Source organism: Streptomyces sp. NPDC091376, assembly GCF_044757085.1.
Classification (GTDB): domain Bacteria; phylum Actinomycetota; class Actinomycetes; order Streptomycetales; family Streptomycetaceae; genus Streptomyces; species Streptomyces pratisoli.
The window spans coordinates 158,753-181,963 of sequence record NZ_JBIVUF010000017.1 but is presented as its reverse complement, the minus strand read 5'-3'; the positions used below and the strand labels follow the sequence as shown (position 1 = coordinate 181,963).

The 23,211-nt window shown below is 71.1% G+C and carries 26 protein-coding genes and 1 pseudogene; 14 read left to right on the top strand and 13 right to left on the bottom strand.

Going from position 1 to position 23,211, the window contains the following annotated elements; all coding sequences use genetic code 11:
• A pseudogene (locus tag ACIQMR_RS30700) lies at positions 1-99 on the top strand (ectoine/hydroxyectoine ABC transporter ATP-binding protein EhuA); the annotation flags it as partial.
• Between the two features lie 78 nt (positions 100-177).
• Here the strand turns inward: ACIQMR_RS30700 and ACIQMR_RS30695 are convergent.
• On the bottom strand, positions 178-945 hold the full coding sequence (locus tag ACIQMR_RS30695; protein WP_401394059.1) for a class I SAM-dependent methyltransferase: 768 nt from the start codon (positions 943-945) through the stop codon (positions 178-180).
• A gap of 91 nt (positions 946-1,036) precedes the next feature.
• Here ACIQMR_RS30695 and ACIQMR_RS30690 point away from each other — a divergent pair, with 91 nt between their 5' ends.
• Positions 1,037-1,666, top strand: coding sequence for a CGNR zinc finger domain-containing protein (locus ACIQMR_RS30690; protein WP_401394056.1), 630 nt, complete (start codon positions 1,037-1,039; stop codon positions 1,664-1,666).
• Here ACIQMR_RS30690 and sodX read toward each other — a convergent pair.
• Complete coding sequence (sodX, locus tag ACIQMR_RS30685; RefSeq protein WP_401394053.1) at positions 1,570-1,989, bottom strand: nickel-type superoxide dismutase maturation protease; 420 nt, start codon at positions 1,987-1,989, stop codon at positions 1,570-1,572. The two genes, ACIQMR_RS30690 and sodX, sit on opposite strands and share 97 nt — an antisense overlap.
• 150 nt (positions 1,990-2,139) lie before the next feature.
• On the opposite strand from sodX, the gene sodN reads away from it, so the two are divergent.
• Positions 2,140-2,535, top strand: coding sequence for a superoxide dismutase, Ni (sodN, locus tag ACIQMR_RS30680; RefSeq protein WP_093652587.1), 396 nt, complete (start codon positions 2,140-2,142; stop codon positions 2,533-2,535).
• 249 nt (positions 2,536-2,784) lie between these two features.
• The gene (locus ACIQMR_RS30675; protein WP_401394049.1) at positions 2,785-3,855 is read left to right on the top strand and encodes an amidohydrolase family protein; all 1,071 of its coding nucleotides are present in this window, start codon (positions 2,785-2,787) and stop codon (positions 3,853-3,855) included.
• Between the two features lie 144 nt (positions 3,856-3,999).
• On the opposite strand, the gene ACIQMR_RS30670 is transcribed toward ACIQMR_RS30675, so the two are convergent.
• Entirely contained in the window at positions 4,000-4,968 is a 969-nt protein-coding gene (locus ACIQMR_RS30670; protein WP_401394046.1) for a LysR family transcriptional regulator, read from the bottom strand.
• A 194-nt stretch (positions 4,969-5,162) separates the two neighbouring features.
• On the opposite strand from ACIQMR_RS30670, the gene snpA reads away from it, so the two are divergent.
• Positions 5,163-5,843 (top strand): snapalysin, encoded by a 681-nt coding sequence (gene snpA / locus ACIQMR_RS30665; RefSeq protein WP_401394043.1) that lies wholly within the window; start codon positions 5,163-5,165, stop codon positions 5,841-5,843.
• 88 nt (positions 5,844-5,931) lie between these two features.
• Positions 5,932-6,672: a hypothetical protein gene (locus tag ACIQMR_RS30660; protein ID WP_401394040.1), complete on the top strand. Its 741-nt coding sequence runs from the start codon at positions 5,932-5,934 to the stop codon at positions 6,670-6,672.
• A 13-nt stretch (positions 6,673-6,685) separates the two neighbouring features.
• Here the strand turns inward: ACIQMR_RS30660 and ACIQMR_RS30655 are convergent, their stop codons facing one another.
• The 6 genes from ACIQMR_RS30655 to ACIQMR_RS30630 form a co-directional block, all read right to left on the bottom strand.
• Entirely contained in the window at positions 6,686-7,132 is a 447-nt protein-coding gene (locus ACIQMR_RS30655) for a DUF6304 family protein (protein ID WP_401394037.1), read from the bottom strand.
• A gap of 85 nt (positions 7,133-7,217) precedes the next feature.
• On the bottom strand, positions 7,218-7,496 hold the full coding sequence (locus tag ACIQMR_RS30650) for a hypothetical protein (protein ID WP_401394035.1): 279 nt from the start codon (positions 7,494-7,496) through the stop codon (positions 7,218-7,220).
• 112 nt (positions 7,497-7,608) lie between these two features.
• Positions 7,609-8,193: a dihydrofolate reductase family protein gene (locus tag ACIQMR_RS30645; RefSeq protein WP_401394032.1), complete on the bottom strand. Its 585-nt coding sequence runs from the start codon at positions 8,191-8,193 to the stop codon at positions 7,609-7,611.
• Between the two features lie 149 nt (positions 8,194-8,342).
• Positions 8,343-8,951, bottom strand: a complete 609-nt coding sequence (locus tag ACIQMR_RS30640; protein ID WP_401394029.1) for a GNAT family N-acetyltransferase — start codon at positions 8,949-8,951, stop codon at positions 8,343-8,345.
• Positions 8,952-9,148: 197 nt separating this feature from the next.
• Entirely contained in the window at positions 9,149-10,192 is a 1,044-nt protein-coding gene (locus tag ACIQMR_RS30635; protein WP_401394079.1) for a family 2 encapsulin nanocompartment cargo protein polyprenyl transferase, read from the bottom strand.
• Between the two features lie 102 nt (positions 10,193-10,294).
• Positions 10,295-11,710 (bottom strand): family 2B encapsulin nanocompartment shell protein, encoded by a 1,416-nt coding sequence (locus tag ACIQMR_RS30630; RefSeq protein ID WP_401394026.1) that lies wholly within the window; start codon positions 11,708-11,710, stop codon positions 10,295-10,297.
• A gap of 239 nt (positions 11,711-11,949) precedes the next feature.
• On the opposite strand from ACIQMR_RS30630, the gene ACIQMR_RS30625 reads away from it, so the two are divergent.
• Positions 11,950-12,540: an N-acetylmuramoyl-L-alanine amidase gene (locus ACIQMR_RS30625; RefSeq protein ID WP_401394023.1), complete on the top strand. Its 591-nt coding sequence runs from the start codon at positions 11,950-11,952 to the stop codon at positions 12,538-12,540.
• A 29-nt stretch (positions 12,541-12,569) separates the two neighbouring features.
• Positions 12,570-13,487, top strand: a complete 918-nt coding sequence (locus ACIQMR_RS30620; protein ID WP_401394021.1) for a 1-aminocyclopropane-1-carboxylate deaminase/D-cysteine desulfhydrase — start codon at positions 12,570-12,572, stop codon at positions 13,485-13,487.
• Here the strand turns inward: ACIQMR_RS30620 and ACIQMR_RS30615 are convergent.
• Positions 13,466-15,064 carry a Na+/H+ antiporter gene (locus ACIQMR_RS30615; protein WP_401394018.1) on the bottom strand — a complete coding sequence of 533 codons (1,599 nt, stop codon included), beginning with the start codon at positions 15,062-15,064 and terminating at the stop codon, positions 13,466-13,468. The two genes, ACIQMR_RS30620 and ACIQMR_RS30615, sit on opposite strands and share 22 nt — an antisense overlap.
• A gap of 43 nt (positions 15,065-15,107) precedes the next feature.
• On the opposite strand from ACIQMR_RS30615, the gene ACIQMR_RS30610 reads away from it, so the two are divergent.
• From ACIQMR_RS30610 to ACIQMR_RS30600, 3 genes are all read left to right on the top strand, one after another.
• The gene (locus tag ACIQMR_RS30610; RefSeq protein ID WP_401394015.1) at positions 15,108-15,368 is read left to right on the top strand and encodes a UBP-type zinc finger domain-containing protein; all 261 of its coding nucleotides are present in this window, start codon (positions 15,108-15,110) and stop codon (positions 15,366-15,368) included.
• 242 nt (positions 15,369-15,610) lie between these two features.
• Positions 15,611-16,024, top strand: coding sequence for an anti-sigma regulatory factor (locus ACIQMR_RS30605; RefSeq protein WP_254375657.1), 414 nt, complete (start codon positions 15,611-15,613; stop codon positions 16,022-16,024).
• Positions 16,021-17,040: an RNA polymerase sigma factor SigF gene (locus ACIQMR_RS30600; RefSeq protein ID WP_401394012.1), complete on the top strand. Its 1,020-nt coding sequence runs from the start codon at positions 16,021-16,023 to the stop codon at positions 17,038-17,040. Before ACIQMR_RS30605 ends, ACIQMR_RS30600 begins: the two co-directional genes overlap by 4 nt.
• 32 nt (positions 17,041-17,072) lie before the next feature.
• Here the strand turns inward: ACIQMR_RS30600 and ACIQMR_RS30595 are convergent, their stop codons facing one another.
• A complete protein-coding gene (locus ACIQMR_RS30595; RefSeq protein ID WP_401394009.1) occupies positions 17,073-17,507 on the bottom strand; it encodes a hypothetical protein in 435 nt (144 codons plus the stop codon).
• 71 nt (positions 17,508-17,578) lie between these two features.
• On the opposite strand from ACIQMR_RS30595, the gene ACIQMR_RS30590 reads away from it, so the two are divergent.
• Together ACIQMR_RS30590 and ACIQMR_RS30585 are read left to right on the top strand one after the other, a co-directional pair.
• Positions 17,579-18,547 carry a diacylglycerol/lipid kinase family protein gene (locus ACIQMR_RS30590; protein WP_401394006.1) on the top strand — a complete coding sequence of 323 codons (969 nt, stop codon included), beginning with the start codon at positions 17,579-17,581 and terminating at the stop codon, positions 18,545-18,547.
• Positions 18,548-18,864: 317 nt separating this feature from the next.
• Positions 18,865-19,122 (top strand): WhiB family transcriptional regulator, encoded by a 258-nt coding sequence (locus tag ACIQMR_RS30585; protein ID WP_003953983.1) that lies wholly within the window; start codon positions 18,865-18,867, stop codon positions 19,120-19,122.
• 147 nt (positions 19,123-19,269) lie between these two features.
• Here the strand turns inward: ACIQMR_RS30585 and ACIQMR_RS30580 are convergent, their stop codons facing one another.
• The gene (locus ACIQMR_RS30580; RefSeq protein ID WP_401394076.1) at positions 19,270-20,736 is read right to left on the bottom strand and encodes a sensor histidine kinase; all 1,467 of its coding nucleotides are present in this window, start codon (positions 20,734-20,736) and stop codon (positions 19,270-19,272) included.
• Positions 20,737-21,089: 353 nt separating this feature from the next.
• Positions 21,090-22,169, bottom strand: coding sequence for an SIS domain-containing protein (locus ACIQMR_RS30575; protein ID WP_401394003.1), 1,080 nt, complete (start codon positions 22,167-22,169; stop codon positions 21,090-21,092).
• 151 nt (positions 22,170-22,320) lie between these two features.
• On the opposite strand from ACIQMR_RS30575, the gene nagB reads away from it, so the two are divergent.
• Positions 22,321-23,106: a glucosamine-6-phosphate deaminase gene (gene nagB / locus ACIQMR_RS30570; protein WP_401394073.1), complete on the top strand. Its 786-nt coding sequence runs from the start codon at positions 22,321-22,323 to the stop codon at positions 23,104-23,106.
• The last annotated feature ends 105 nt before the right edge of the window (positions 23,107-23,211 follow it).

Genomic DNA, 23,211 nt, shown 5'->3' with positions numbered 1-23,211 from the left:
ATGGACGGCGGCGTCGTCGTCGAATCCGGCAACCCCCGCGACGTCCTCACCAACCCCCAGCACGACCGCACCAAAGCCTTCCTCTCCAAGGTGCTGTAACGCTCGGTGGACTTTCGTACCGAACGCCGGAGGCGGCAGGGAATGCCCTGCCGCCTCCGGCGTTCGTCCTTCGTCCGGTCACTTCAGGGCGAGCACCAGCGCGTCCGAGGGCGAGGCCCATACGGGGCGGGCCTCGGCGAAGCCGGCGGCGCGCAGCGTCTCGGCGTGCCAGCGGGCGGACGGGGTGTCGCCGTCGGCGTGCTCGCCGTAGATCTCGAAGCGGCGGGCGGTGGGCTCGGCGAGCACGGGATCCTTGGCCGCCAGGGCCCACCAGTCGGCCCAGTCGAGCGCTCCGGCCGCCTTGGCGGCGTCCATCTTGGTGTGGCGGTGGGCACGCTCGGCGGCGTTGATCCGGGGAGTGGTGTCGTCCTTCATGTGGTCGGCGTTCATGAAGACGCCGCCGTCCACGACGAGACCGGCGATCTGCCGGTAGAGCGCGGCCAGCGGTTCGCTGTGCAGCCAGTGCAGCGCGGTCGCGGTCAGGACGGCGTCGTACGAGCCGGACGGAAGGGCCTCGGTCCACCCCGGGTCCTTGAGGTCGGCGGTGACGAAGGTGACGCGCTCGTCCCCCGCGAAGTACCCCTCGGCGATGGCCAGCAGGGCGGGGTCGAGATCGACCCCGACGCTCCGCGCTCCGGGGAACCGCTCGAGCAGCCTGTCCGTGATACTTCCCGTACCGCACGCGAGATCCAGGATCCTCGGCTCGGGGCCGGCGAAGGCCTCGACCATGTCCAGCATCACCCGGAACCGCTCCTCGCGATCGGGCATGTACCACTCCTGCTGGCGGTCCCAGCTCTCCTGCCAGGCGCGCCAGTCGGTGCCGGTCGTCGCCGCGGTCTCCGCCATCCGAACCTCCCCTATCCGTAATACCCTCGAAGTCACAGCATCTGTTACTTCATCCATCGCCGACACTAGACCTCATTCGTAAGGACTACAAGTGGAACTGGCCTCTTACTCGGACTACGCCGTGCGCCTGGTCAACACCGAGGAGCCGGCGCGCGGCAAGGACACGCTCACGTCGGTCGAGGCCGTCCGCGAGCTCTTCGGCGCCTCCTCCCAGATGGCGCGCCGCGCGACCGACGCGGACGTCACCCGGTTCCGCTCCGTACGGGGCAGGCTGCGCGCGGTCTTCACCGCGGCGGACTCCGGCGACCCGACCCAGGCCGTCGACCTGCTCAATTCCCTGCTGCTCGAGTTCCCGGTCAGCCCGCAGATCTCCGGCCACGACTACCTCGACGAGGAGGGCCGGCCGCGCTGGCACATGCACCTCGCCGACCACCCGTCGAACGCGACCGCCGGATACGCCGCGACCGCCGCGATGGGACTCGCCTTCCACCTCACGGAGTACGGCGTCGACCGCCTGGGCCTCTGCCAGGCCGCACCCTGCCGCAACGCCTACCTGGACACGTCCACCAACCGCTCGCGCCGCTACTGCTCCGACCGCTGCGCCACCCGCGCCAACGTCGCCGCCTACCGCGCCCGCAAGCGTCTGGAGACCGAGCGGTCCGACAGCACGGGCCGTACCGCGGAGACCGCCCAGGCCAGCACCCCCGTCACCGACGCCTGACCCCGCGGGTGCGGCCGGTACCGCGCCCGTACCCGCCCCAGCAGCAGATCCTCGGGGACCGCGCCGAAGACCCGGCTGTCCCCCTCCGCGTGCGGGTTGTCCCCCAGCACCCACCAGCCGCCCTCGCGCCGCTCGACCAGCCGCTTCACGATCAGCAGGTCCTGCTGCAGCGGATGGCGCAGTACGGCCACGTCCCCGGGCCCGACACCGGCCCCGTAGTGCACGAGCAGCCGGTCGCCGTGCGCCAGCGTCGGGTACATGGAGGGCCCGGTCACCTCCGCGATCCCGAAGAGCGCCCTCGGCTCCCGCCCCTGCTCCGTCATCGGCCACCTCCGGGTCCTTCGGTGCGTTCGGCCACCGGTCCCATACTCGCCCTGGACTTTTGTCCTAAGCCCATGGGGGCACTCGCGAAATCGAGTCACTCACGGAGTAATGTCCCACCTGAGAAGACGATCACGAGGAAGGACAGCTCAATGCTCTCCCGCCTGTTTGCCCCCAAGGTGAAGGTCAGCGCACACTGCGACCTCCCCTGTGGCGTGTACGACCCGGCCCAGGCCCGTATCGAGGCCGAGTCGGTCAAGGCCGTCCAGGAGAAGATGGCCGCGAACGACGACCCGCACTTCCAGGCCCGCGCCACGGTGATCAAGGAGCAGCGCGCGGAGCTCGCCAAGCACCATGTGTCGGTCCTGTGGAGCGACTACTTCAAGCCCCCGCACTTCGAGAAGTACCCCGAGCTGCACCAGCTGGTCAACGAGACCCTGAAGGCGCTCTCGGCTGCCAAGGCGTCGACCGACCCGAAGACGGGCGAGAAGGCGCTGGAGCTCATCGCCGAGATCGACCGCATCTTCTGGGAGACGAAGAAGGCCTGAGGCCTCACGTCCCCCACTCGGACGCAGAACACGGATTCGGCCCCGCACCCTTCGGTGCGGGGCCGAACCTGTGACGGCGTGGCGGCTCGGGGCCGGCCGTCGCGGGCGCGCGGTCACCGGCGTGTGACACGTCAACACCCGTGACAGCTGGGCGAGTTCGCTCCCTGTCCGAGCGCTTTCGTACAGTGGCTCCATGAGCTCATCACCGGCCGATGACGATCTGCGCCGCCCACGGGACGGCTTCGCCCGATGAGCGGGGAGCGAGCGGGACTGCGGCTGGTGCGGGGTGTGGTCCTACCCGAGCGGGAGGAGCGCACGTTCTGGATCGACGGGGACCGGCTGCGCGCCGATCCCGCGCCGGGGGCCGACGCCGAGCTCGTGGTGGACGGCGGCTTTCTGCTGCCGGGGCTCGTCGATGTGCACACGCATCCGGGTACGGAGAAGACCACCGAGCCCTTCGACGACTCGGTGCTGCGCAAGCATCTGCTGCAGCACCGGGACGCCGGTGTCCTGCTGGTCCGTACGCCCGGGACCGCGGCGCGGATGCCGCCGTGGGTGGACGTCGACGAGGAACTGCCCCGCGTCCGGTCGGCCGGGCGGTGGCTGGCGACGCCCGGGAGGTTCTTCCCCGGGTTCGGGCGCGACATCCGCGAGGACGAACTACCGGTGGCGGCGGTCGAGGAGGCCTCGGCGTCCTCCGGCTGGTGCAAGGTCATCGGTGACTGGCGGTGGGACGAGCCCGCCGTGCCGCTGGATCTGCTGACCGCGGCCGTGACGGCCGTGCACGATGCCGGCGGCCGGGTCTCGGTGCACTGCCAGACCGCCGAGGGCGCGCGCAACGCCGTGCTCGCCGGTGCCGACAGCCTGGAGCACGGGATGCACCTCGATCCGGGACTGCTCGACCGGATGGCCGCCCAGGGCACGGCGCTCGTTCCCACACTCGGCGTCTTCGGCGCGAAGGTCGACGCCTTCCGCGCCCGTGAGCGCAGCCCCTACCGTGACGACTTCCTCACCGGCTGGGAGGGCCTGCTCGCGAACGTCCGCTCGGCGTACGAGGCCGGGGTCACCGTCCTCGCCGGCACCGACAGCTTCCCGTGCGGGACGGTCGCGGCGGAGTCCGCCTGGCTGGCCCGCGCCGGTATGCCCGCCGAGGCGGCGCTGGGCGCGGCGTCGTGGACGGCCCGCGAGTGGCTGGGGCTACCGGGGCTGACGGACGGCGCGCCCGCCGATCTCGTGGCGTACGACACGGACCCGGCCCTCGACCCCGCGGTCCTGGCCCATCCCTCCCGGATCATCCTCCGCGGCCGCGTGGTCCGCTGACGCCACCTCGGGAAGGCGCCACCCCTCAGGAGGGCGTCACCTCGGGAGCGCGGCACCTCGGCGGACAGCACGCGGGCAGCAGGCGGGCAGGCGCCACGTCGGCGGACGCCCGTGCGGCGGGTGCCGGTGTGTGCGGACGACGGCTCACGCGGCGGGTGCGTGCAGCAGCGGGCTCTTGTTGCGCAGCAGCCACTGCCGGTACGGGGCGGCGCGCAGAGCCGCTTCGCGGTAGGCCGCGGCCAGTTCGGCGTAGAGGAGGCCGTGGATCTCCGTGTCGGCGCCCGGGCGCCTGTAGAGCAGCAGGCGTACGGCCAGGGGGTCGCCCCGCAGCGGGCGTATCGCCATGTCCTCGCGCGGGCCGGAGGTGGGCTGGCAGGGGGCGATCGCCTCGCCGACCACGATGAGGGACGCGGCGGTGTGGTAGTCCGCGTGCAGGACCGGGGGGTCGATTCCGGCGGCGGCCAGTACGCGGCGCAGGCCGTCCCATTCGCCGTCGACCGTCGGATCGACCATCCACCGGTCCTCGGCGAGGTCGGTCAGATCGACGACGGGGTCCGCGGCGGCCGGATGGTCGCGCGCCATGGAGATGAACTGCGGTTCGCGTTCGACGAGTACGCGCCGCGGCAGACCGTCGGGGACGAGCAGCGGGCAGCCCTCGACCTCGTGGACGAACGCCACGTCGAGGTGTCCTGCGGCGACCATGCGCAACAGGACGTTGGCGGACACGTTCATATGGAGGGACAGGTCCATGCCGTCGGGCAGCCGCTGTCTGAGGCGGCGCAGCCAGCCGGCGAGGGCGCGGCTCGCCGTGGAACCGATCCGCAGCCGGCGGTCGTCCAGGCCGCGGGCCACGGCCGCCCTGGTCTCCGTCAGGAGCGCCGACATCTCGTCGATGAGAGGACGGGCGCGGCTGAGGACCGAGCGGCCGAGCGGTGTGGGCCGGCAGCCGGTGCGTTCGCGCAGGAACAGCTCCCCGCCGAGGGTGTTCTCGATGCGGCGCAGCTGGGTCGTCAGAGAGGGCTGGCTCATCCCCAGTTGCCGGGCCGCCCGGTGCAGGCTGCCCGCGTCGGCGATCGCGCACAGCACTCGCAGGTGCCTCACCTCCAGTTCCATACCACGAGCCTAGAACGGCACCCCGAGTCACACCAGGCACCTGTGTCGCAGTAATATCCCTGAAATTCTTGCTAGTTGGCGCTGGTCGCCGCCGTGATGCCCTGGTGCTATCGGCAGTTGGCATCATCCGCGCGCAGTCGCGTTCCTCGACACTCTCCCCAACCGAACCCCCACTCGGACGAGGAGAACCCCCCATGAAGCACCCCGAGCGACGCCGTCCCAGGGCGCTACTCTCCGCCGCCCTCGGCCTCGGCATCGCCGCCGCGCTGACCGCCGCCGTCCCCGCCACCGCGAGCCCCGCCACCACGAGCGCTGCCGTCCCCACCGGCACGCTCTCCTCGGCCGTCGCGTACGCCGGCTCGTCGGAGGACGCCAGGGCGACCAAGGCCTTCTTCGACGCGGTCGTGAAGTCGGTCGCCGAGAAGCGCGCCGAGAACCCGGGCGCCCAGGCCGTCACCGTCGTCTACAACGCGAGCAACGCGCCGAGCTTCCGCTCGCAGATATCGAGCAGCACTCAGATATGGAACGGCTCCGTCTCCAACGTACGGCTGCAGGAGGGCAGCAACCCCGACTTCCGGTACTACGAGGGCAATGACCCGCGCGGCTCGTACGCCAGCACGGACGGGCACGGCAACGGCTACATCTTCCTCGACTACCAGCAGAACCAGCAGTACAACTCCACCCGCGTCACCGCTCACGAGACCGGCCATGTGCTCGGGCTTCCCGACCACTACTCCGGCCCGTGCAGCGAGCTGATGTCGGGCGGCGGCCCCGGCACGTCCTGCCAGAACGCGAACCCCGACGCGGCCGAGCGCGCCCGCGTCGACCAGCTCTGGGCGAACGGTCTCGCCGCCGCCCTCGCCAAGGTCTCCTGACCCGCCGCGACCTCACGGCGCCCCGTGCCCGGGTTCCGCAACCCGGGCACGGGGCGCTCCCGTCCCGCGCCCTTGGTAGCGTCGGGCGGTGGATCACGACAGGCCCGACAGACCCGACCGACACGACGGACCCGACGGACCTGACAGAGGCGACGGCCGCGCCGGACCCGCCGGACCCGACGGCACGCGCTACTTCGCCGGTGAGTTCGAGACGCACGTGACGATCGGGACGCCTCAGGACGATCCACGGAGCGTCGAGGCATTGGCCCGCTGGGCGGAGAGCCACGGGATCAAGTTCACCCACATCCTGCTGGCCCGCGGCCGTACCCCCTCCCAGCCCATGCTCACCCTCTCGGGCACGGGCACGCTCGCCGGGCAGCGGCGCACGGCACGGGCCTTGGCGGAGCGGCTCACGGCGGCCGGGTTCCCCGTCGTACGGACGAAGATCGAGGCCGCGCCGTGGAACGACGGCGTGCCGCGCACCGCCGAGGACGCCCGGGGGCTGCCCGGCCACTGCCACTTCGAGCACCACGTCAAGCTGCGGCTGCCCTACGGGCACGACGCGGGGTTGCTGGCCGCCGTGTCCGAGCGGCACAACGCCCATGTCTCACGCAACGCCCGCCGTGTCCACGCCGACGGCGTCCAGGAACGCTTCGTCACCCAGCGGGTCCACGGCAGCGGCCGGACCGCAGCCCGCGCCGCTCTGGAAGGACTGCTGGCGGCACTCACCGCGGCCGGCTTCGAACCCGCCGAGACCGAGGAGGAGTTCGTCGTGGAGGACGACAATCCGGGCGTGGACGCGGGCTGGCTCGCGTCGAATCACCAGTGACCTGCCGCGCGGGTCAGGCGCTGGTCGCCAGCCGCTGCCCGAATTCCGCGCCCTCCGGTAGCTGCCGCCGGATCCGTCCGAGCGCCTCGTCGAAGTCGCCGCCGGCGATTCCGGACTCGTACACCGCTCCGCCGAAGTGCAGGGTCAGACTCAGGTCCACCCGGTCCGGCGCCCCGTCCGGCCCGGGTCCGCCGATCGCCAGGAGGCAGCTGAGCGTGGCCCGCCCCGCCGTACCGTCCAGGGTGACGGGCAACGGCATGTCCCATTCCAGTACGCAGCCGGCGAGCGCCCCGCCCGAGTCCGCCGCGCCCAGGGCGCCGAAACTCGGACCCTCGTACTCAACTCCCCTGATACGGGTGCGTACTTTGTGCCCGCTCGCCGCGACCGTGAGGGCTATCGCTTCAGCACCCTGGCGGTCCCGGTACCAGCCGGTCCAGACTTCCGTCGACTCCGATGACATGGCGCGGACTGTAGCGGTACGACCGGCTCCGCCGTACATCCGGTCGGCTCTCGAACGGTTCTGCGTGGATTGGGCACGGATCGGGCTACGCGGACGAACCCTTGGCCGAGCCGTCGGCCGGCTCCTCGCTCGTGCCCTTCGTGCCGTCCGCTTCCCTTTCACGCCCCGCCTCACGCCCCGCGCCCGGCGCGTCGTCGCTGCCGCGCGCGCAGTCGGGGTTGTGACAGGGTCCGGGATCCCACTCGGGAACGAACACCCCGAGTACCTTGCGCCGTTTGATGACGGAGCCGACAGGCTGTCCACAGGTCGAGCACACGTACTCGCCCTGCGGGCGGCGGACGGTCCGACGTCCTTCGCTGCCCATACGTCCAGGATAGATCCGCGCACCCAGGACGAACAGCGCTCGCGCGGCGCCGGGCCCCGCTCCCGCCCGCCCGTCGCCGCGTCGGCCTCGCTGTCGCCCGCGGCGGCTGCCGCTACCGCTTCCTGGTGTACTTCCGTACGAGCACGCCGTTGCCGAAGGTGCGCACCCAGTCCAGGGCGAAGTCGGTGACGGCGAAATCGGTGCCGAACATCGGCATGCCGGCCCCGTACACCTGCGGATACGTCTTGATCACCAGTTCGTCGATCTCGTCGAGCAGCTCACCTGCGACCTGCGCGCCGCCGCAGAGGTAGATGTCGAGTCCGCCCTCCTCGGCCTTGAGCTCGCGGACCCTGCCGACCAGGTCCTCGGAGATGATCTCGACACGGGGATCGGGGGACTTCTCCAGGGTGCGCGAGGGGACGTACTCCCGTAGATGCGCGTACGGGCTGGTGATGCCCATGTCCAGCGCCAGCTGGTAGCTGGCGCGACCCTGGATCAGGGTGTCGAAGTGTCCGTTCACGGCGTCCTGGATCCCCAGCGCCTCCCGGCCGTGGACCGGGATGGTCTCCGGGTACTCCGTCTTCAGGAACTCCAGGTACTCCTCGTCCAGAAGGCCGAGCATGGACGAGGCATCGCCGTTCGGGTCTCCGATGAAGCCGTCGATCGAGCAGGCGATGAAATAGGTGAGCTTGCGCAAACCGGTCCTCTGTTTCTGTCGGGAAGCTGAACCACTTCGGCCATAGTGCTCCATGTGTAGTGGTTGCGCAAGAGTCTTTCCCGGAAGCCATGTTGATGGAAGGCCCTCCACCGTCCCCGCGGTGCGACCGGGCAAGGCCGACTACTCCGCTACTCCGCGACAGGCCCCGATGCGGGCTCCCGCCACATGGGCCACATCGTCGGCCCGTCGGGCAGCTCCACCGTACGGTCCGTGAACGCGAAGCCCAGCCGCTCGTACAGCTTGCTGCTGCGGGCGTTGCTCGCCTCCAGATAGGCGGGCAGGCCCTCCCGGTCGCAGCGCTCCAGCGCGGGCGCGAGCAGCGCCGTGCCGAGGCCCTCACCCTGCCGCTCCGGGGAGACGGCGATCAGCAGCAGATACTCGTGCGCCCTGCCCGTCGGATGGGCCGCACCGGTCAGCCGGCCGACGAGCTCGGCACGTTCGTTGTCCGGGTCGGCGATCTCCCGCATCCTTGCGGGGGTGTCGTCCTCCTCCTCGGGCGCGTCGGCCGGCACTTGGAGCCAGAGCGCCGCGGCCGTGCCGTCCTCGGCCATGTCGACCCGGCCCTCGGCGAGCGCCGCCTCCAGGAAGACCCCGAGGAAGACACCGTGCACCCGGCGGCGGTGCGCCTCGTCGGGGAAGACCCAGCTGCTGACCGGATCGTGCATGAAGGCCTCGTCGAGGAGCCGCACCACCGTCTCCCGGTCGCTCTCGCCCGCCTGTCGTATCCGTACACCCATGTCCGGGCCCGCCTCTCCGTGATCGCCAACCGGCCGCTGTGATCTTAGAGTTGGGGCCCGGGCTCGCGCACGTGATCCGGACGCCCGGACTCAGGCGGCCCCGATGCAGGCCACCCGGAGCCGGGCTGCCCCGCATTCGGGCCCCCCCGATTCGGGCCCCCCGGATTCGGACTGTCCAGGATTCAGGCTGCCCGGGCTCAGCGAGAGCGTCGGGTGACGAACTCCGCCAGCGAGAGCAGATCCCCTGCCGCCCCGAGATCCGGGACCGCGCGCGACAGCTGCTGCACGGCCCGGGACATCCGGTCGGCCGCCTGGAGCTGCGCCCAGTCCCGGCCACCGGCCCGCTCCACCGCCTCGGCTGCGCGACGGACGGCCCTGGAGTCCATCGGGCCGCCGTACAGCTCGGCCAGCTCCGCCGCGGCCCCCGTGCCGGAAGCGAGGGCCGCCACCACCGGCAGCGACTTCTTGTGCGCGGCCAGATCGGCGCCGGCCGGTTTACCGGTACGGTCCGGGTCGCCCCAGATCCCGATCAGATCGTCGATGAGCTGGAAGGCCAGTCCCGCCTCCCGGCCGAAGGCGTCCATCGCCGCGATCTCCTCCTCTCCCGCGCCCGCGTACAGCGCGCCGAGGGCACAGGCGCAGCCCAGCAGCGCCCCGGTCTTGGCCGTCGCCATGGCGAGGCACTCGTCGAGCGAGACCTCGTGCGGCCCGCGCTGCTCGAAGGCACAGTCCGCCTGCTGACCGGCGCAGAGCTCGATCACACAGGCGGCGAGCCGGGCCGAGGCCGCCGCGGACGCGGGATGCCGGTCCTCGGCCAGCAGCCGCAGCGCGAGGGCCAGCATGGCGTCACCGGCGATGATGGCGTCCGGGGTACCGAACACCGTCCAGGCGGTGGGCCGGTGTCTGCGCGTCGGGTCCTCGTCGATGACGTCGTCGTGGAGGAGCGTGAAGTTGTGCGCGAGCTCCACCGCGGCCGCGGCGCGCACGGCGTGCCGTGGGTCCCCGCCGAGCGCCCGCGCCGCGGCGAGCACCAGCGCGGGCCGGATCGCCTTGCCCGCCGACCCTCCGGCCGGGGTGCCGTCGGCGTGCTCCCAGCCGAAGTGGTACATCGCGACACGGCGTATGGAGCCGGGCAGGGACTCGACGGTGGACCGCAGACGGGGATTGACGGCACTACGGGTGCGTTCCAGGAGCGCCGCCGCCTCGTGGCCTTCGGTGGCTGTGGCGTCCGTGCTGGTCATGGTCACGGTCACGTCCTCTGGTGAAGCTGGTGAAAGGTGGTGGGGCAGGGGCGGCGCCGGGCCGCCCCTGCCGGATCCGAGCCGGCGGAACGGCGCCGGGCGTCAGCGCCAGCGGCTCACCTCCACGTTCTCCAGCACCCCGAGCGCGTCGGGCACGAGGATCGCCGCCGAGTAGTAGGCCGTGACCAGGTAGGAGATGATCGCCTGTTCGTCGATGCCCATGAAGCGGACCGAGAGGCTGGGCTCGATCTCGTCGGGGATGCCGGACTGCTGGAGACCGATCACGCCCTGGTCCTCCTCGCCCGTACGCATACAGAGGATCGAGGTGGTCCTGGCATCCGAGACCGGGATCTTGTTGCACGGGAAGATCGGCACTCCGCGCCAGGCGGGGATGCGGTGCCCGCCGATGTCGACGGTGTCCGGATAAATGCCGCGCCTGCTGCACTCGCGGCCGAAGGCGGCGATGGCCCGCGGATGGGCGAGGAACAGCTTGGATCCGCGCCGCCGGGACAACAGCTCGTCCATGTCGTCCGGGCCGGGCACGCCGTCGTGCGGCTGCAGCCGCTGCCCGTAGTCGCAGTTGGCCAGGAGCCCGAACTCCCGGTTGTTGATGAGCTCGTCCTCCTGGCGCTCCCGCAGCGCCTCGACGGTCAGCCGCAACTGCTGCTCGGTCTGGTTCATCGGCTGGTTGTAGAGGTCCGCGACCCGGCTGTGGACCTTCAGCACGGTCTGGGCGACGCTCAGCTCGTACTCGCGCGGGGCCGCCTCGTAGTCCACATAGGTGTGCGGCACGAGGGCCTCGCCGACATGGCCGGCGGACAGATCGATTTCGGCCTCGCCGTACTTGTTGGTCCGCTGGTGAGGGATCGACAGCACCGAGAGGAGATGCGCGCCGAGCGACTCCGCTCGGTCCGCGAGGGCCAGCACGTCCTGGCGGGTGAGCTCCAGCGCGACGCACGCGGTGTCCGCCCGGACCGTGGACTCCCATACGGCGTCGCCGTCGACCAGGGACCTCTCCCCGAAGTAGGCGCCGTCGGCCAGGACTCCGAGCACGGCCTCGTCGCCGTACGGACCGGTGCCGATCTGCTCCACCCGGCCGTGCGCGAGGAGGAACACCCGGTCCGCCGTCTCGCCCTTCGCGGCCAGCACGTCGCCGGGCGCGAACCGCACCTGCCGGCAGCGCTGCGCCAGCTCGGCCAGCACCGCCTCGTCGCCGAACCCCCGCAGTGGTGGCAGCTCGCCGAGCTCGGCGGGGATGACCTCGACCTGGCTGCCGGTCTGGACGAAGGTGACCCGCCCGTCACCCACGGAATAGCTGAGCCGACGGTTCACCCGGTACGTACCGCCCTGGACCTGGACCCAGGGCATCATCCGCAGCAGCCACCTCGAGGTGATCTCCTGCATCTGCGGCGCCGACTTGGTGGTGGTCGCCAGGTTCCGCGCGGCGGCCGTACCGAGACTCTGCTGCGGCGACGCCTGGTCCTCGCGCACCTCGTCACCAACCGAACCAACCGACATGGGACTCCTTCGCAATCATGGGTTGACCTGCGAGAAGAGAGCCTTCCAGCACGGTGAGTAGGCGCGCCATTACACAAATGAGTGGGACTAGTCGGGGACGTGCGGGGCATGTCACGCGCTTTCCGCCCGATCGGCGCCATGGCCGGATCGGATCGCACACCGCCCGAACAGATGGCCCGATCCCGAGGGTTGGGGTAGAAGCCCGGTACGGACCACGACAAGCCGCGAAGGAGTGGGCCATGGCCCCACCCATGTCCGCGAGCAGCTTCCTCGACGCCCTGCGCGACGAAGGGCTGACGGTCGTCCAGGTCGGCGACTGGCGCACACACAACCGCAACCACAAAGGCCCCTGGGGCCCCGTGCACGGGGTGATGATCCATCACACCGTCACCAGGGGCACCGCCAACACCGTACGCATCTGCCGCGACGGCTACGAGAGCCTGCCGGGCCCGCTCTGCCACGGCGTCATCGCCAAGGACGGCACGGTCCATCTCGTCGGCTACGGCAGGGCCAACCACGCCGGTCTCGGCGACGACGACGTCCTGCGCGCCGTCATCGCCGAGAAGCTGCTCCCGCCGGACAACGAGGCGAACACCGACGGGAACCGGCACTTCTACGGCTTCGAGTGCGAGAACCTCGGCGACGGCAAGGACCCCTGGCCGGAGGTCCAGCTGGAGGCCATCGAGAAGGCCGCGGCCGCCGTCTGCCGCCGGCACGGGTGGACGGCCCCGTCCGTCATCGGCCATCTCGAGTGGCAGCCCGGCAAGGTCGACCCGAGGGGCTTCACCATGAACGCGATGCGGGCCCGTATCGCGGAGCGGCTCAAGTAGGACGGTCCCGGGGCGGCGAGAATGGCGGGGTGAACGCGTTCGACCCCGGCATCCTGCGGCCCCGGCTCCCCTCCCCCCTGGAGCCGGTGGCCGACGAGCGCTTCGCACGGCACGGGGTACGGCTGCTGCTCAAGCGGGACGATCTGATCCATCCGGACCTCCCGGGCAACAAATGGCGCAAGCTGGCACCGAACCTGCGTGCGGCCGCCGGGCGCACGGTGCTCACGTTCGGGGGCGCCTACTCCAACCATCTGCGCGCCACGGCCGCCGCCGGCCGGCTGCTCGGCTTCCCGACCATCGGGGTCGTACGCGGCGACGAGCTCGCCGGGCGGCCCCTCAACGCGACGCTCGCCGCGTGCGCGGCCGACGGAATGCGGCTGCGGTTCGTCGACCGTGCGACGTACCGCCGCAAGGCCGACCCCGAGGTGCTCGCGGAGCTCGTCCGTCGCTTCGGCGGCACGGAGGAGTGCCACGTCGTTCCCGAAGGCGGCAGCAACGCGTCTGCCGTACGCGGCTGCACCGAGCTCGGCCGCGAGCTGAGCGGCATGGCTGATGTGGTCGCCGTGGCGTGCGGGACCGGCGGGACGCTCGCGGGGCTCGCCGCCGGACTCCCGCCCGGCCGGGGGCGGGCGCTCGGCGTCCCGGTGCTCAAGGGAGGCTTCCTCGGCGAGGAGATCCGCGCCCTCCAGGAGCAGGCCTTCGGCGGCCCGGCGGGCGACTGGTGGCTGGACGAGCGGTTCCACTTCGGCGGCTACGCCCGTACCGCCCCCGCCCTCGACGCGTTCGCGGCGGACTTCGGGTCACGGCACGGGCTGGCCGTCGAGCGTCTCTATGTCGCCAAAATGCTGTACGGACTCGTCACCCTCGCCGAGGAGGGCGCGTTCGCACCCGGGACCACCGTCGCCGCGGTGATCACCGGCAGGCCTCACTCCGCTCCCTCCCGGTAGGCGGCGGCCTCCTCCAGATCCAGCCTCCGCAGCAGCGTGCGCATCATCTCGTCGTCGATCCGCCGCGCGTCACGCAGCCGCACGAAGACCTCGCGCTCGGTCTGGATGACCTCCCGGGAGAGGCGCCGGTAGATGTCGTCCGCGGACTCTCCGGTCACCGGATTGACCGCCCCGAGCCGCTCCCAGGGAGAGTTCCTGCGGCGCTCCAGGACCGCGCGCAACCGGTCGGCGAGCGGCCCCGGAAGGGCATTGCGCTCATCGGCCAGAAGCTCCTCCAGGCGCTCGTCCGCAGCCCTGGACGCCTCGCTCTGCGCCTGCGCCTCCGCCAGGGTGCTGATCTGTGCGTCGCGCTGCGGCAGCTTCAGGGCCCGGATCAGCGTCGGCAGGGTCAGCCCCTGCACGACCAGCGTGCCGATCACCGTGGTGAAGGTGAGGAACAGGACGAGATTGCGCGCCGGGAAGGGCTCGCCGCTGTGCGTGGCGAGCGGAATGGAGAAGGCGATCGCCAGGGAGACCACTCCTCGCATGCCGGCCCAGCCGATGATCACCGGCGACTTCCAGGTCACGCTCGGTTCGCGCTCCCTGATCCGCTTCGACAGCGCCCGCGGCAGGAAGGTCGCCGGAAAGAGCCAGATGAAGCGGACCACGACGACGGCGACGAACACCCCAGCCGCGTACATGGCGGCCTCCGCCATCGAGTAGGCGCCGAGCTTGCCGACGACGTACGACAGCTGCAGTCCGATGAGCGCGAAGACCGCGGACTCGAGGATGAAGGCGACCATCCTCCAGACAGCCTCCTCCTGGAGCCGGGTGGCGAAGTCGACCTGCCAGGAATGGTGCCCCAGGTAGAGGGCGACGACCACGACGGCGAGCACACCGGAGGCCCCGACCTGCTCGGCTGCGGCATACGCGACGAAGGGGATCAGCAGGGAGAGGGTGTTCTGCAGGAGGGCCTCCTTCAGGTGCGTGCGCAGCCAGTGGATCGGCACCATCAGCACCAGCCCGACGGCGATGCCGCCGACCGACGCCAGGAGGAACTCCCAGGCGCCCTCGGCCCAGCTCAGGCCCTCGCCGAGCGCCGCCGCCAGTGCCACCCGGTAGGCGGTGATGGCGGTGGCGTCGTTCACCAGGGACTCGCCCTGGAGGATCGTGGTGATGCGGTTCGGCAGACCGAGCCGGCGGGCGATCGCCGTGGCGGCCACGGCGTCCGGCGGTGCCACCACGGCCCCGAGCACGAGCGCCGCGGGCAGCGGGAGGTCGGGCACCAGCAGATAGGCGACGTACCCCACGACGACCGTCGCGAAGAGCACGTAGCCGAACGACAGCAGGGCGATCGGCCGGATGTTGGCCCGCAGATCGAGGTAAGAGCTGTCGACGGCCGCGATGTGCAGCAGCGGGGGAAGGATCAGCGGCAGCACGATGTGCGGGTCGAGGGTGTAGTCCGGGACCCCGGGCACGTACGAGGCGATCAGCCCCGCCGCGACGAGCAGCAGCGGTGCGGGCACCGCCGTCCTGCGGGCCGCCCCGGCGATCACGGCGCTCGCCGCGATCAGCGCCACCAGTGGCAATGCGTCCATGATCCGCCCCTTGCAAGGTCACCTGCGTCGTAACCTGGCAATCATGAGCGAGTGTCCCCATGTTCTCGACCTGCCGCGCCCCGAACCCTCCCCGCTGAGCGACACCTGCCTGGAGTGCGAGTCCGACGGCACGCATCCGGTGCAACTGCGACTCTGCCTGACCTGTGGACACGTCGGATGCTGCGACTCGTCGCCGAACCGGCACGCCACTCGCCACTTCGAGGAGGAGGGGCATCCGGTGCTGCGTACCCTTGAGCAGGGAGAGGGCTGGCGATGGTGTTTCCCGGACGGTTCGATCGTCTGACGCCTGGGTACGTCAAAGCTCCGCCGGTTCTTCGTAATTGAGGTCCGCAGAACACTAGCCACTGTGCGTACTCATGGGCTTACCATGAGTGACAGCGTCGGGTAGGGGTCCCGGCGACACGGCACCATGGATCGCGATAGCGTCGCCAGTCCAGGTACGGGCTGCGCACCGATGCGTAGCACTCGGCTCCGGGATCGCCCTCCCGGAGCCTCGATCGACCTTGTGCCACCTTGGAGGTGAGGGTGTCCCAGATCGCAGGCGAGCCCGGGACTCAGGACTTCGTGGAAGTCCGGCTGCCCGCTGCGGGTGCCTACCTTTCCGTGCTGCGTACGGCCACGGCCGGCCTCGCGGCACGCTTGGACTTCACCCTCGACGAGATCGAGGACCTGCGCATCGCGGTCGACGAGGCCTGTGCGATCTTGCTGCAGCAGGCCGTCCCGGGATCCGTCCTCAGCTGCGTCTTCCGGCTCGTCGACGACTCCCTGGAGGTCACGGTCTCGGCTCCGACGACCGACGGCCGCGCCCCGGAGCGCGACACCTTCGCCTGGACGGTGCTCTCCGCGCTGGCCGGCAAGGTCGACTCCACCGTGGCGGACGACCGTACGGTCTCCATCAGCCTGTACAAACAGCGCGGCGCGGGACCCGGGCCGGCGTGAGGGACGGGGACGGTCCGGTGCGGGACGAGGAGCGCATTCCCGGAGCGCCGGACGGCGGCCGTGCGGCTCCGGCGGAGCCGGTGTTCGCACCGGCGGGCATCCCGGAGCAGCAGGCCAGGCCGCACCCGGAGGACGAGCGTGACGGCCTTCCGGCCGCGGCGGAGCAGAAGCAGGCTGGGGGTACCTCCCAGGCGAAGCACCGGGGTAGGGCGGCCATGAGCGAGCAACAGCAGGACTCCAGGGAACGCGAGCACCACGATCCGAACGACCGGAGCGGGGCGCGCGCGATGTTCATCGAGCTGCGCAAACTTCCGGAGGGCTCCCCCGAGCGGGCAGAGCTCCGGAATCAGCTGGTCCGGATGCATCTGCCCCTGGTCGAGCACCTGGCCCGCCGCTTCCGCAACCGTGGTGAGCCGCTGGACGATCTGACCCAGGTCGCGACGATCGGTCTGATCAAGTCCGTGGACCGGTTCGACCCGGAGCGCGGCGTCGAGTTCTCCACGTACGCGACGCCGACGGTGGTCGGCGAGATCAAGCGCCACTTCCGCGACAAGGGCTGGGCGGTGCGCGTGCCCCGCCGGCTCCAGGAGCTGCGCCTCGCGCTGACCACGGCGACCGCGGAGCTGTCCCAGCAGCACGGCCGCTCGCCGACCGTCCATGAACTGGCCGAGCGCCTCGGCATCTCCGAGGAGGAGGTCCTGGAGGGCCTTGAGTCCGCCAACGCGTACTCGACGCTCTCCCTGGACGTCCCCGACACCGACGACGAGTCCCCGGCCGTCGCGGACACGCTGGGCGCGGAGGACGAGGCGCTCGAGGGCGTCGAGTACCGGGAGTCGCTCAAGCCGCTGCTGGAGGACCTGCCGCCGAGGGAGAAGCGGATTCTGCTGCTTCGCTTCTTCGGCAACATGACGCAGTCGCAGATCGCGCAGGAGGTCGGCATCTCCCAGATGCACGTCTCCCGCCTGCTGGCTCGCACGCTCGCGCAACTGCGCGAGAAGCTCCTGGTCGAGGAGTAGGACGGGCCAGGCGGTGCGGACCGGCCGGAGGGCTATGCCCGGCCGCGGATGCCCAGTGCTTCCGTCGTCGCCGCGTTGATCAGCAGGACCAGCCCCGTCACGGCGACGACAGCGAGCACGATCCCGGCGGGAATCAGCGCGCCCGACGAGCGCAGCAGGGTCCAGGCGACCGGCAGCGCCATGATCTGGGTGATGATCGCGGGGCCACGACTCCAGCCGCGCCGCAGCAGCAGTCCGCGCGCCGCCAGCAGCGGGATCACACCCAGCGCGATCAGCGTCGCGCCGCCCGTCTCGGCCTGCGACGTACTGTCGGGGTCACCGGTGAGCCCCAGCACCAGCATGCAGACGCCGCCGGCGATCAGGGCCAGGGCCTCCAGGCCGCACAGGGCCGCCGCGGCGGTCAGCCGTCCGGGGCGCGGTCCGGGCGCCGCGGAGGTCGCGTCAGGGGTCTGCTCAGCACTGCTCACCCCTGCAGGGTAGCCGGGCCCGCTCCGCCCCGGACTGGGCCGGGTACCCCGCGGTAGGTACCCTGGCGGCCATGCGCGCACTCCTCGTGGTCAACCCGGCAGCAACCACCACCAGTGCCCGCACCCGTGACGTCCTCATCCACGCCCTCGCCAGCGAGATGAAGCTGGAGGCCGTCACCACGGAGTACCGCGGCCACGCCCGGGACCTCGGCCGGCGCGCGGCCGACTCCGACGACATCGACCTGGTCGTGGCGCTCGGCGGCGACGGCACAGTGAACGAGGTCGTGAACGGACTTCTCCACGCCGGCCCGGACCCTGACGCCCTCCCCCGTCTCGCGGTCGTGCCCGGCGGCTCCACCAATGTCTTCGCCCGCGCCCTCGGGCTGCCGAACGATGCCGTCGAGGCGACCGGGGCGATCCTGGACGCGCTCAGCCTGCGCAGCGAACGGACGGTCGGTCTGGGAGTGGCGGCCGGCACTCCGGGTACGGAGGACGAGGCCGTTCCGCCCCGCTGGTTCACGTTCTGCGCCGGCTTCGGATTCGACGCCGGTGTCGTCGGCCGGGTCGAACAACAGCGAGAGCGCGGCAGGACGTCGACGCACTCCCTCTACATACGCCAGGCGGCGCGCCAGTTCCTCGGGGACCCGCACCGCCGGCGCGGTTCGATCACGCTGGAACGCCCCGGAGCCGAGCCCGTGAAGGGCCTCGCGCTGTCGATAGTCTGCAACACCTCTCCCTGGACCTACCTGGGCAATCGTCCGGTCTACGCCGCTCCGGCGGCGTCCTTCGACTCGGCCCTGGACGTCCTCGCGCTCGGCCGGCTCTCGGCCGCCGCGCTGGCCCGCTATTCGACCCAGCTGCTCACGTCGACCCCCGACCGCGGGCCGCGCGGAAAGCATGTCGTCTCCCTTCACGACCTGACCGACTTCACCTTGCATTCGAAGGCTCCACTGCCCTTCCAGATGGACGGAGACCACCTCGGGCTCCGCAGTAGCGTGACGTTCACAGGCGTACGCCGTGCACTGCGTGTGATTGTGTGAGCGGAAGGGGCAAAAGTCCTTCCACTCGAACGTTTAGGCGTGGGTCCACCCCATGGAAGTACGGCTGTGACCTAGTCGACACCGAGGAATCAAAAAAAACTTTCCGGAAGGGGTTGTATCCGCCGCCGAGGTTTGCGAATCTCTACATGGCGATCGGGACGGCCCGCAGGACCGGCCTCCACTGAGAGCCAGAACCCCTCCTCACACCTGGACCGCAACCAGTTCATCTGGGCGTTGGCACTTCCGGTGCGGGGGGATTCGTGAAAGCGTTCACATTCACAAGCAACCTGCACGTAATACCAAGAGAGGTAGCAGCCATGGACTGGCGTCACAACGCCGTTTGCCGCGAGGAAGACCCCGAGCTGTTCTTCCCCATCGGCAACACCGGTCCTGCGCTGCTGCAGATCGAGGAAGCCAAGGCCGTCTGCCGTCGCTGCCCCGTCATGGAGCAGTGCCTGCAGTGGGCGCTCGAGTCCGGTCAGGACTCCGGCGTCTGGGGTGGCCTCAGCGAGGACGAGCGTCGCGCCATGAAGCGCCGCGCCGCTCGCAACCGGGCGCGCAACGCCAGCGCCTGACGGCCCCCTGTTACGAGCCTGAGCCCGGCGGCGCGTACGGCGAGTACGCACTCACCGCCCCCGAGCCGCAGCGCGCAGCAGTAACCCAAGCGTTCGAGCCCCGGACCGTGTTGATACGGTCCGGGGCTCACTGCTGTGCGGGGCCCGCTACTTCTGGCTGCATACGGGGATGTCGAGGACCACACGCGTACCGCGCCCGGCGGCCGGCTTCATGTCGAACGAGCCGCCCAACTCACCCTCGACCAGAGTCCTCACGATCTGCAGACCCAGATTCCCGGCCCGCTGCGGATCGAAGCCCTCGGGCAGGCCACGGCCGTCGTCCTGCACGGTGATCAGCAGCCGCTCGTCGGAACGGGGGCCTCCGCGTACCGCCGAGACCTCGACCGTGCCGTGCTCCCCCGGTGCGAACGCGTGCTCCAGCGCGTTCTGCAGGACCTCGGTGAGGACCATGGACAGCGGCGTGGCGACCTCCGCATCGAGGATTCCGCAGCGGCCGCTGCGCCGGCACACCACCTTGCCCGGGGAGATCTCGGCCACCATGGCGAGGACCCGGTCGGCGATGTCGTCGAACTCCACCCGCTCGTCCAGGTTCTGGGACAGCGTCTCATGAACGATCGCGATGGACCCGACCCGTCGGACGGCCTCGTTGAGGGCTTCCCGGCCGCGCACCGAGTCCATCCGGCGGGACTGCAGCCGCAGCAGGGCGGCGACCGTCTGGAGGTTGTTCTTCACCCGGTGGTGAATCTCCCGGATGGTGGCGTCCTTGGTGATCAACTCGCGCTCACGGCGCCGGAGTTCGGTGACGTCGCGCAGAAGCACGAGGGAACCGATGCGGGCTCCCTTCGGCTTGAGCGGGATGGCCCGGAGCTGGATGACGCCGCCGTTGCCCTCGACCTCGGCCTCGCGCGGGGCGTATCCGCTGGCGAGCTTGACCAGTGCCTCGTCGACCGGACCGCGGGACGGGGCGAGTTCGGCGGTGATCTGTCCGAGGTGCTGGCCGACCAGGTCGGCGGCGAGGCCGAGCCGGTGGTAAGCGGAGAGGGCGTTGGGGGACGCGTACTGGACGACGCCGTCCGCGTCGAGGCGGATCAGGCCGTCTCCGGCGCGCGGGGAGGCGTCCATGTCGACCTGCTGCTCCGGGAAGGGGAATGTCCCGGCGGCGATCATCTGGGCGAGGTCCGAGGCGGACTGCAGATACGTCAGTTCGAGCCGGCTCGGCGTGCGGACGGTGAGCAGATTGGTGTTCCTGGCGATGACCCCGAGGACGCGGCCCTCGCGGCGTACGGGGATGGACTCGACCCGTACCGGCACCTCCTCGCGCCATTCCGGGTCGCCCTCGCGCACGATCCGGCCCTCGTCGAGCGCGGCGTCGAGCATCGGCCGGCGGCCGCGGGGAACCAAATGGCCGACCATGTCGTCCTGATAGGAGGTGGGACCGGTGTTCGGCCGCATCTGGGCGACGGAGACATAGCGCGTGCCGTCCAGGGTGGGGACCCAGAGGACGAGGTCGGCGAAGGAGAGGTCGGAGAGCAGCTGCCACTCCGAGACCAGCAGGTGGAGCCACTCGAGGTCGGACTCACTCAGAGCGGTGTGCTGGCGTACGAGGTCGTTCATGGAGGGCACGCTGTGAGCGTACCTTCGCTATGAACCTGACGGGACGGCCCTCCGTGGTGGAGGATGGGCCCGGAACACATGCCTGCCGATGGATGGACAGACCAGAATGGTCTAGTCCACAATGACCAGGTAAAGACCTCCACCCTCCCCGCACAGGAAGGTGGAACCGAGGACCCGGCGCTCTCTGCCCTGACTGCGCCGAGCCCTCCACACGGCCGAGCGGGAACCGCACACCCACCGGCCGGGCAACTCCGGGCTGCGGTGCCGGACGGGCTGAGGGTCCCGTCCCGGCGCCGCGGCCCGCGGGTGTTTTCGGGACCGGTTCGCCGCCGCGGACGGGCCCCGGCGCGCTCTCAGTGGGTCTCGGTGACCTTGGCGAGGGCGCGGGGCGCGTCCGGGTCCTGACCGCGGGCGATGGTCACCTCGTACGCGAGGAGCTGGAGCGGGAGGATCTCCGGGACCGGCTGGACCTCCTCCGCCACCCCTTCCGTGGGCAGCACGAAACCCGCGGACGCCGCTTCGACCTGGGGCTTCGGCCCGACCACGAAGAGATCGGCACCGCGGCCGCGCAGACGGTCCAGGACGGGCTGGAGGGCCTCGCCCCCATGCCCCTCCGGCACCACGGCGATCACCGGGGAGATGTTGTCGACCATGGCCAGCGGGCCGTGCAGCAGGTCCGCGCCCGAGTACGACAGAGCCGGGATGTAGCTCGTCTCCATCAGCTTCAGGGCCGCCTCCTTGGCCGTCGGGTAGCCGTAGCCCCGGGAGGTGATGACCATGCGCTCGGCGAAGCGGTAGCGCGCGGCCAGCTGCCGCACCTCGGCCCGGCGGGCCAGGATCTCCTCCGCGAGCCCCGGCAGGACGTGCGCCGCGGCGCCGTCGCCGCCGCGCAGCCCCTCGACGAAGAGATAGAGCGACAGCAGTGACGCCGTGTACGTCTTGGTCGCCGGAAGGGCCTTCTCCGGGCCGGCCAGGATGTCGATGTGGAACTCGGAGACCGCGGCCAGCGGGGAGTCCGGGTTGTTCGTCACGGCGAGGGTCACCGCGCCGGCCTCCCGCGCGGCCCTGGTGGAGGCCACCAGGTCAGGCGACCCGCCCGACTGGCTGACCGTGATCACCAGCACGTCGGTGAGATCGGGCTTCGCCCCGTACGCCGTCGTCGTCGACATCGAGGCGAGCCCGCACGGCAGCCCGAGCCGGATCTCCAGCAGGTACTTCGCGTAGAGCGCGGCGTTGTCGGACGTCCCGCGGGCGGTCAGCAGGACGAAGCGGGGCTTCCTCGCGGCGATCGCGGCCGCGACCTCGCGGATCCCCGGTGCCCCCTGGTCGAGGATCCGGCGCAGCACGGCGGGCTGCTCGGCCATCTCGGCGGACATGATCCTGCCCGCGTGCTCGCTGTGCTCGCCGGGCCCGGTGGGCGTCGTGGCGGCCATGTCTCGTTGCCTCCCATACGGTCCGGGCGCCGTCCGGCTCAGTCGACCACGGGGGACCACACCCCCGCCAGCCGGGATTCACCGGGGCGCCACCCCCTTCTGCTAGATTGGTCTATACCACATGACCTTTCAACCGATCGGCGGGCCCAGCGTGGAAGTTGTCATCGTCCAGGACGCCAAGGCAGGCGGGGAGCTCATCGCGCAGGGCATCGCGGAGCTGCTCCGCCGCAGGCCCGACGCGCTGCTCGGGGTGGCCACGGGATCGACGCCGCTGCCCATCTACGAGGCACTGACGGCGAAGGTCCTCGCGGGGCGGGTGGACGCCTCCCGGGCGCGGATCGCGCAGCTGGACGAGTACGTGGGCCTGCCCGCCGGGCACCCCGAGTCCTACCGCTCCGTCGTGCTGCGCGAGGTCGTCGAACCGCTCGGGCTGGACGCGGACGCGTTCATGGGCCCCGACGGGTCGGCCGAGGACGTACAGGGCGCCTGCGAGGCGTACGACGCGGCGCTGGCGGCGGCGGGCGGGGTGGACCTGCAGCTGCTCGGGATCGGCACGGACGGGCACATCGGGTTCAACGAGCCGTGCTCGTCGCTCGCGTCGCGCACGCGGATCAAGACGCTGACGCAGCAGACCCGGGTGGACAACGCGCGGTTCTTCGGGGGCGACATCGAGCAGGTGCCGCATCACGTGATCACACAGGGGATCGGCACGATCCTGGAGGCGCGGCACCTGGTGCTGCTGGCGACGGGCGAGGGCAAGGCGGAGGCGGTCGCGGCGACCGTGGAGGGACCCGTCGCCGCGGTGTGCCCCGCGTCGGCGCTGCAGCTGCACCCGCACGCGACGGTGGTGGTGGACGAGGCCGCGGCGTCGAAGCTGAAGCTGGCGCACTACTTCCGCCACACGTACGCGAACAAGCCGCAGTGGCAGGGCCTCTAGGTCAATACGTCCAGACCCGCCCCGCAAGCACGAGACGGTGCCGGGCCGCCCCCACGGGGGAACGGCCCGGCACCGTCGCCGTTCGGAGCCCGCCGGCCGGCGGCC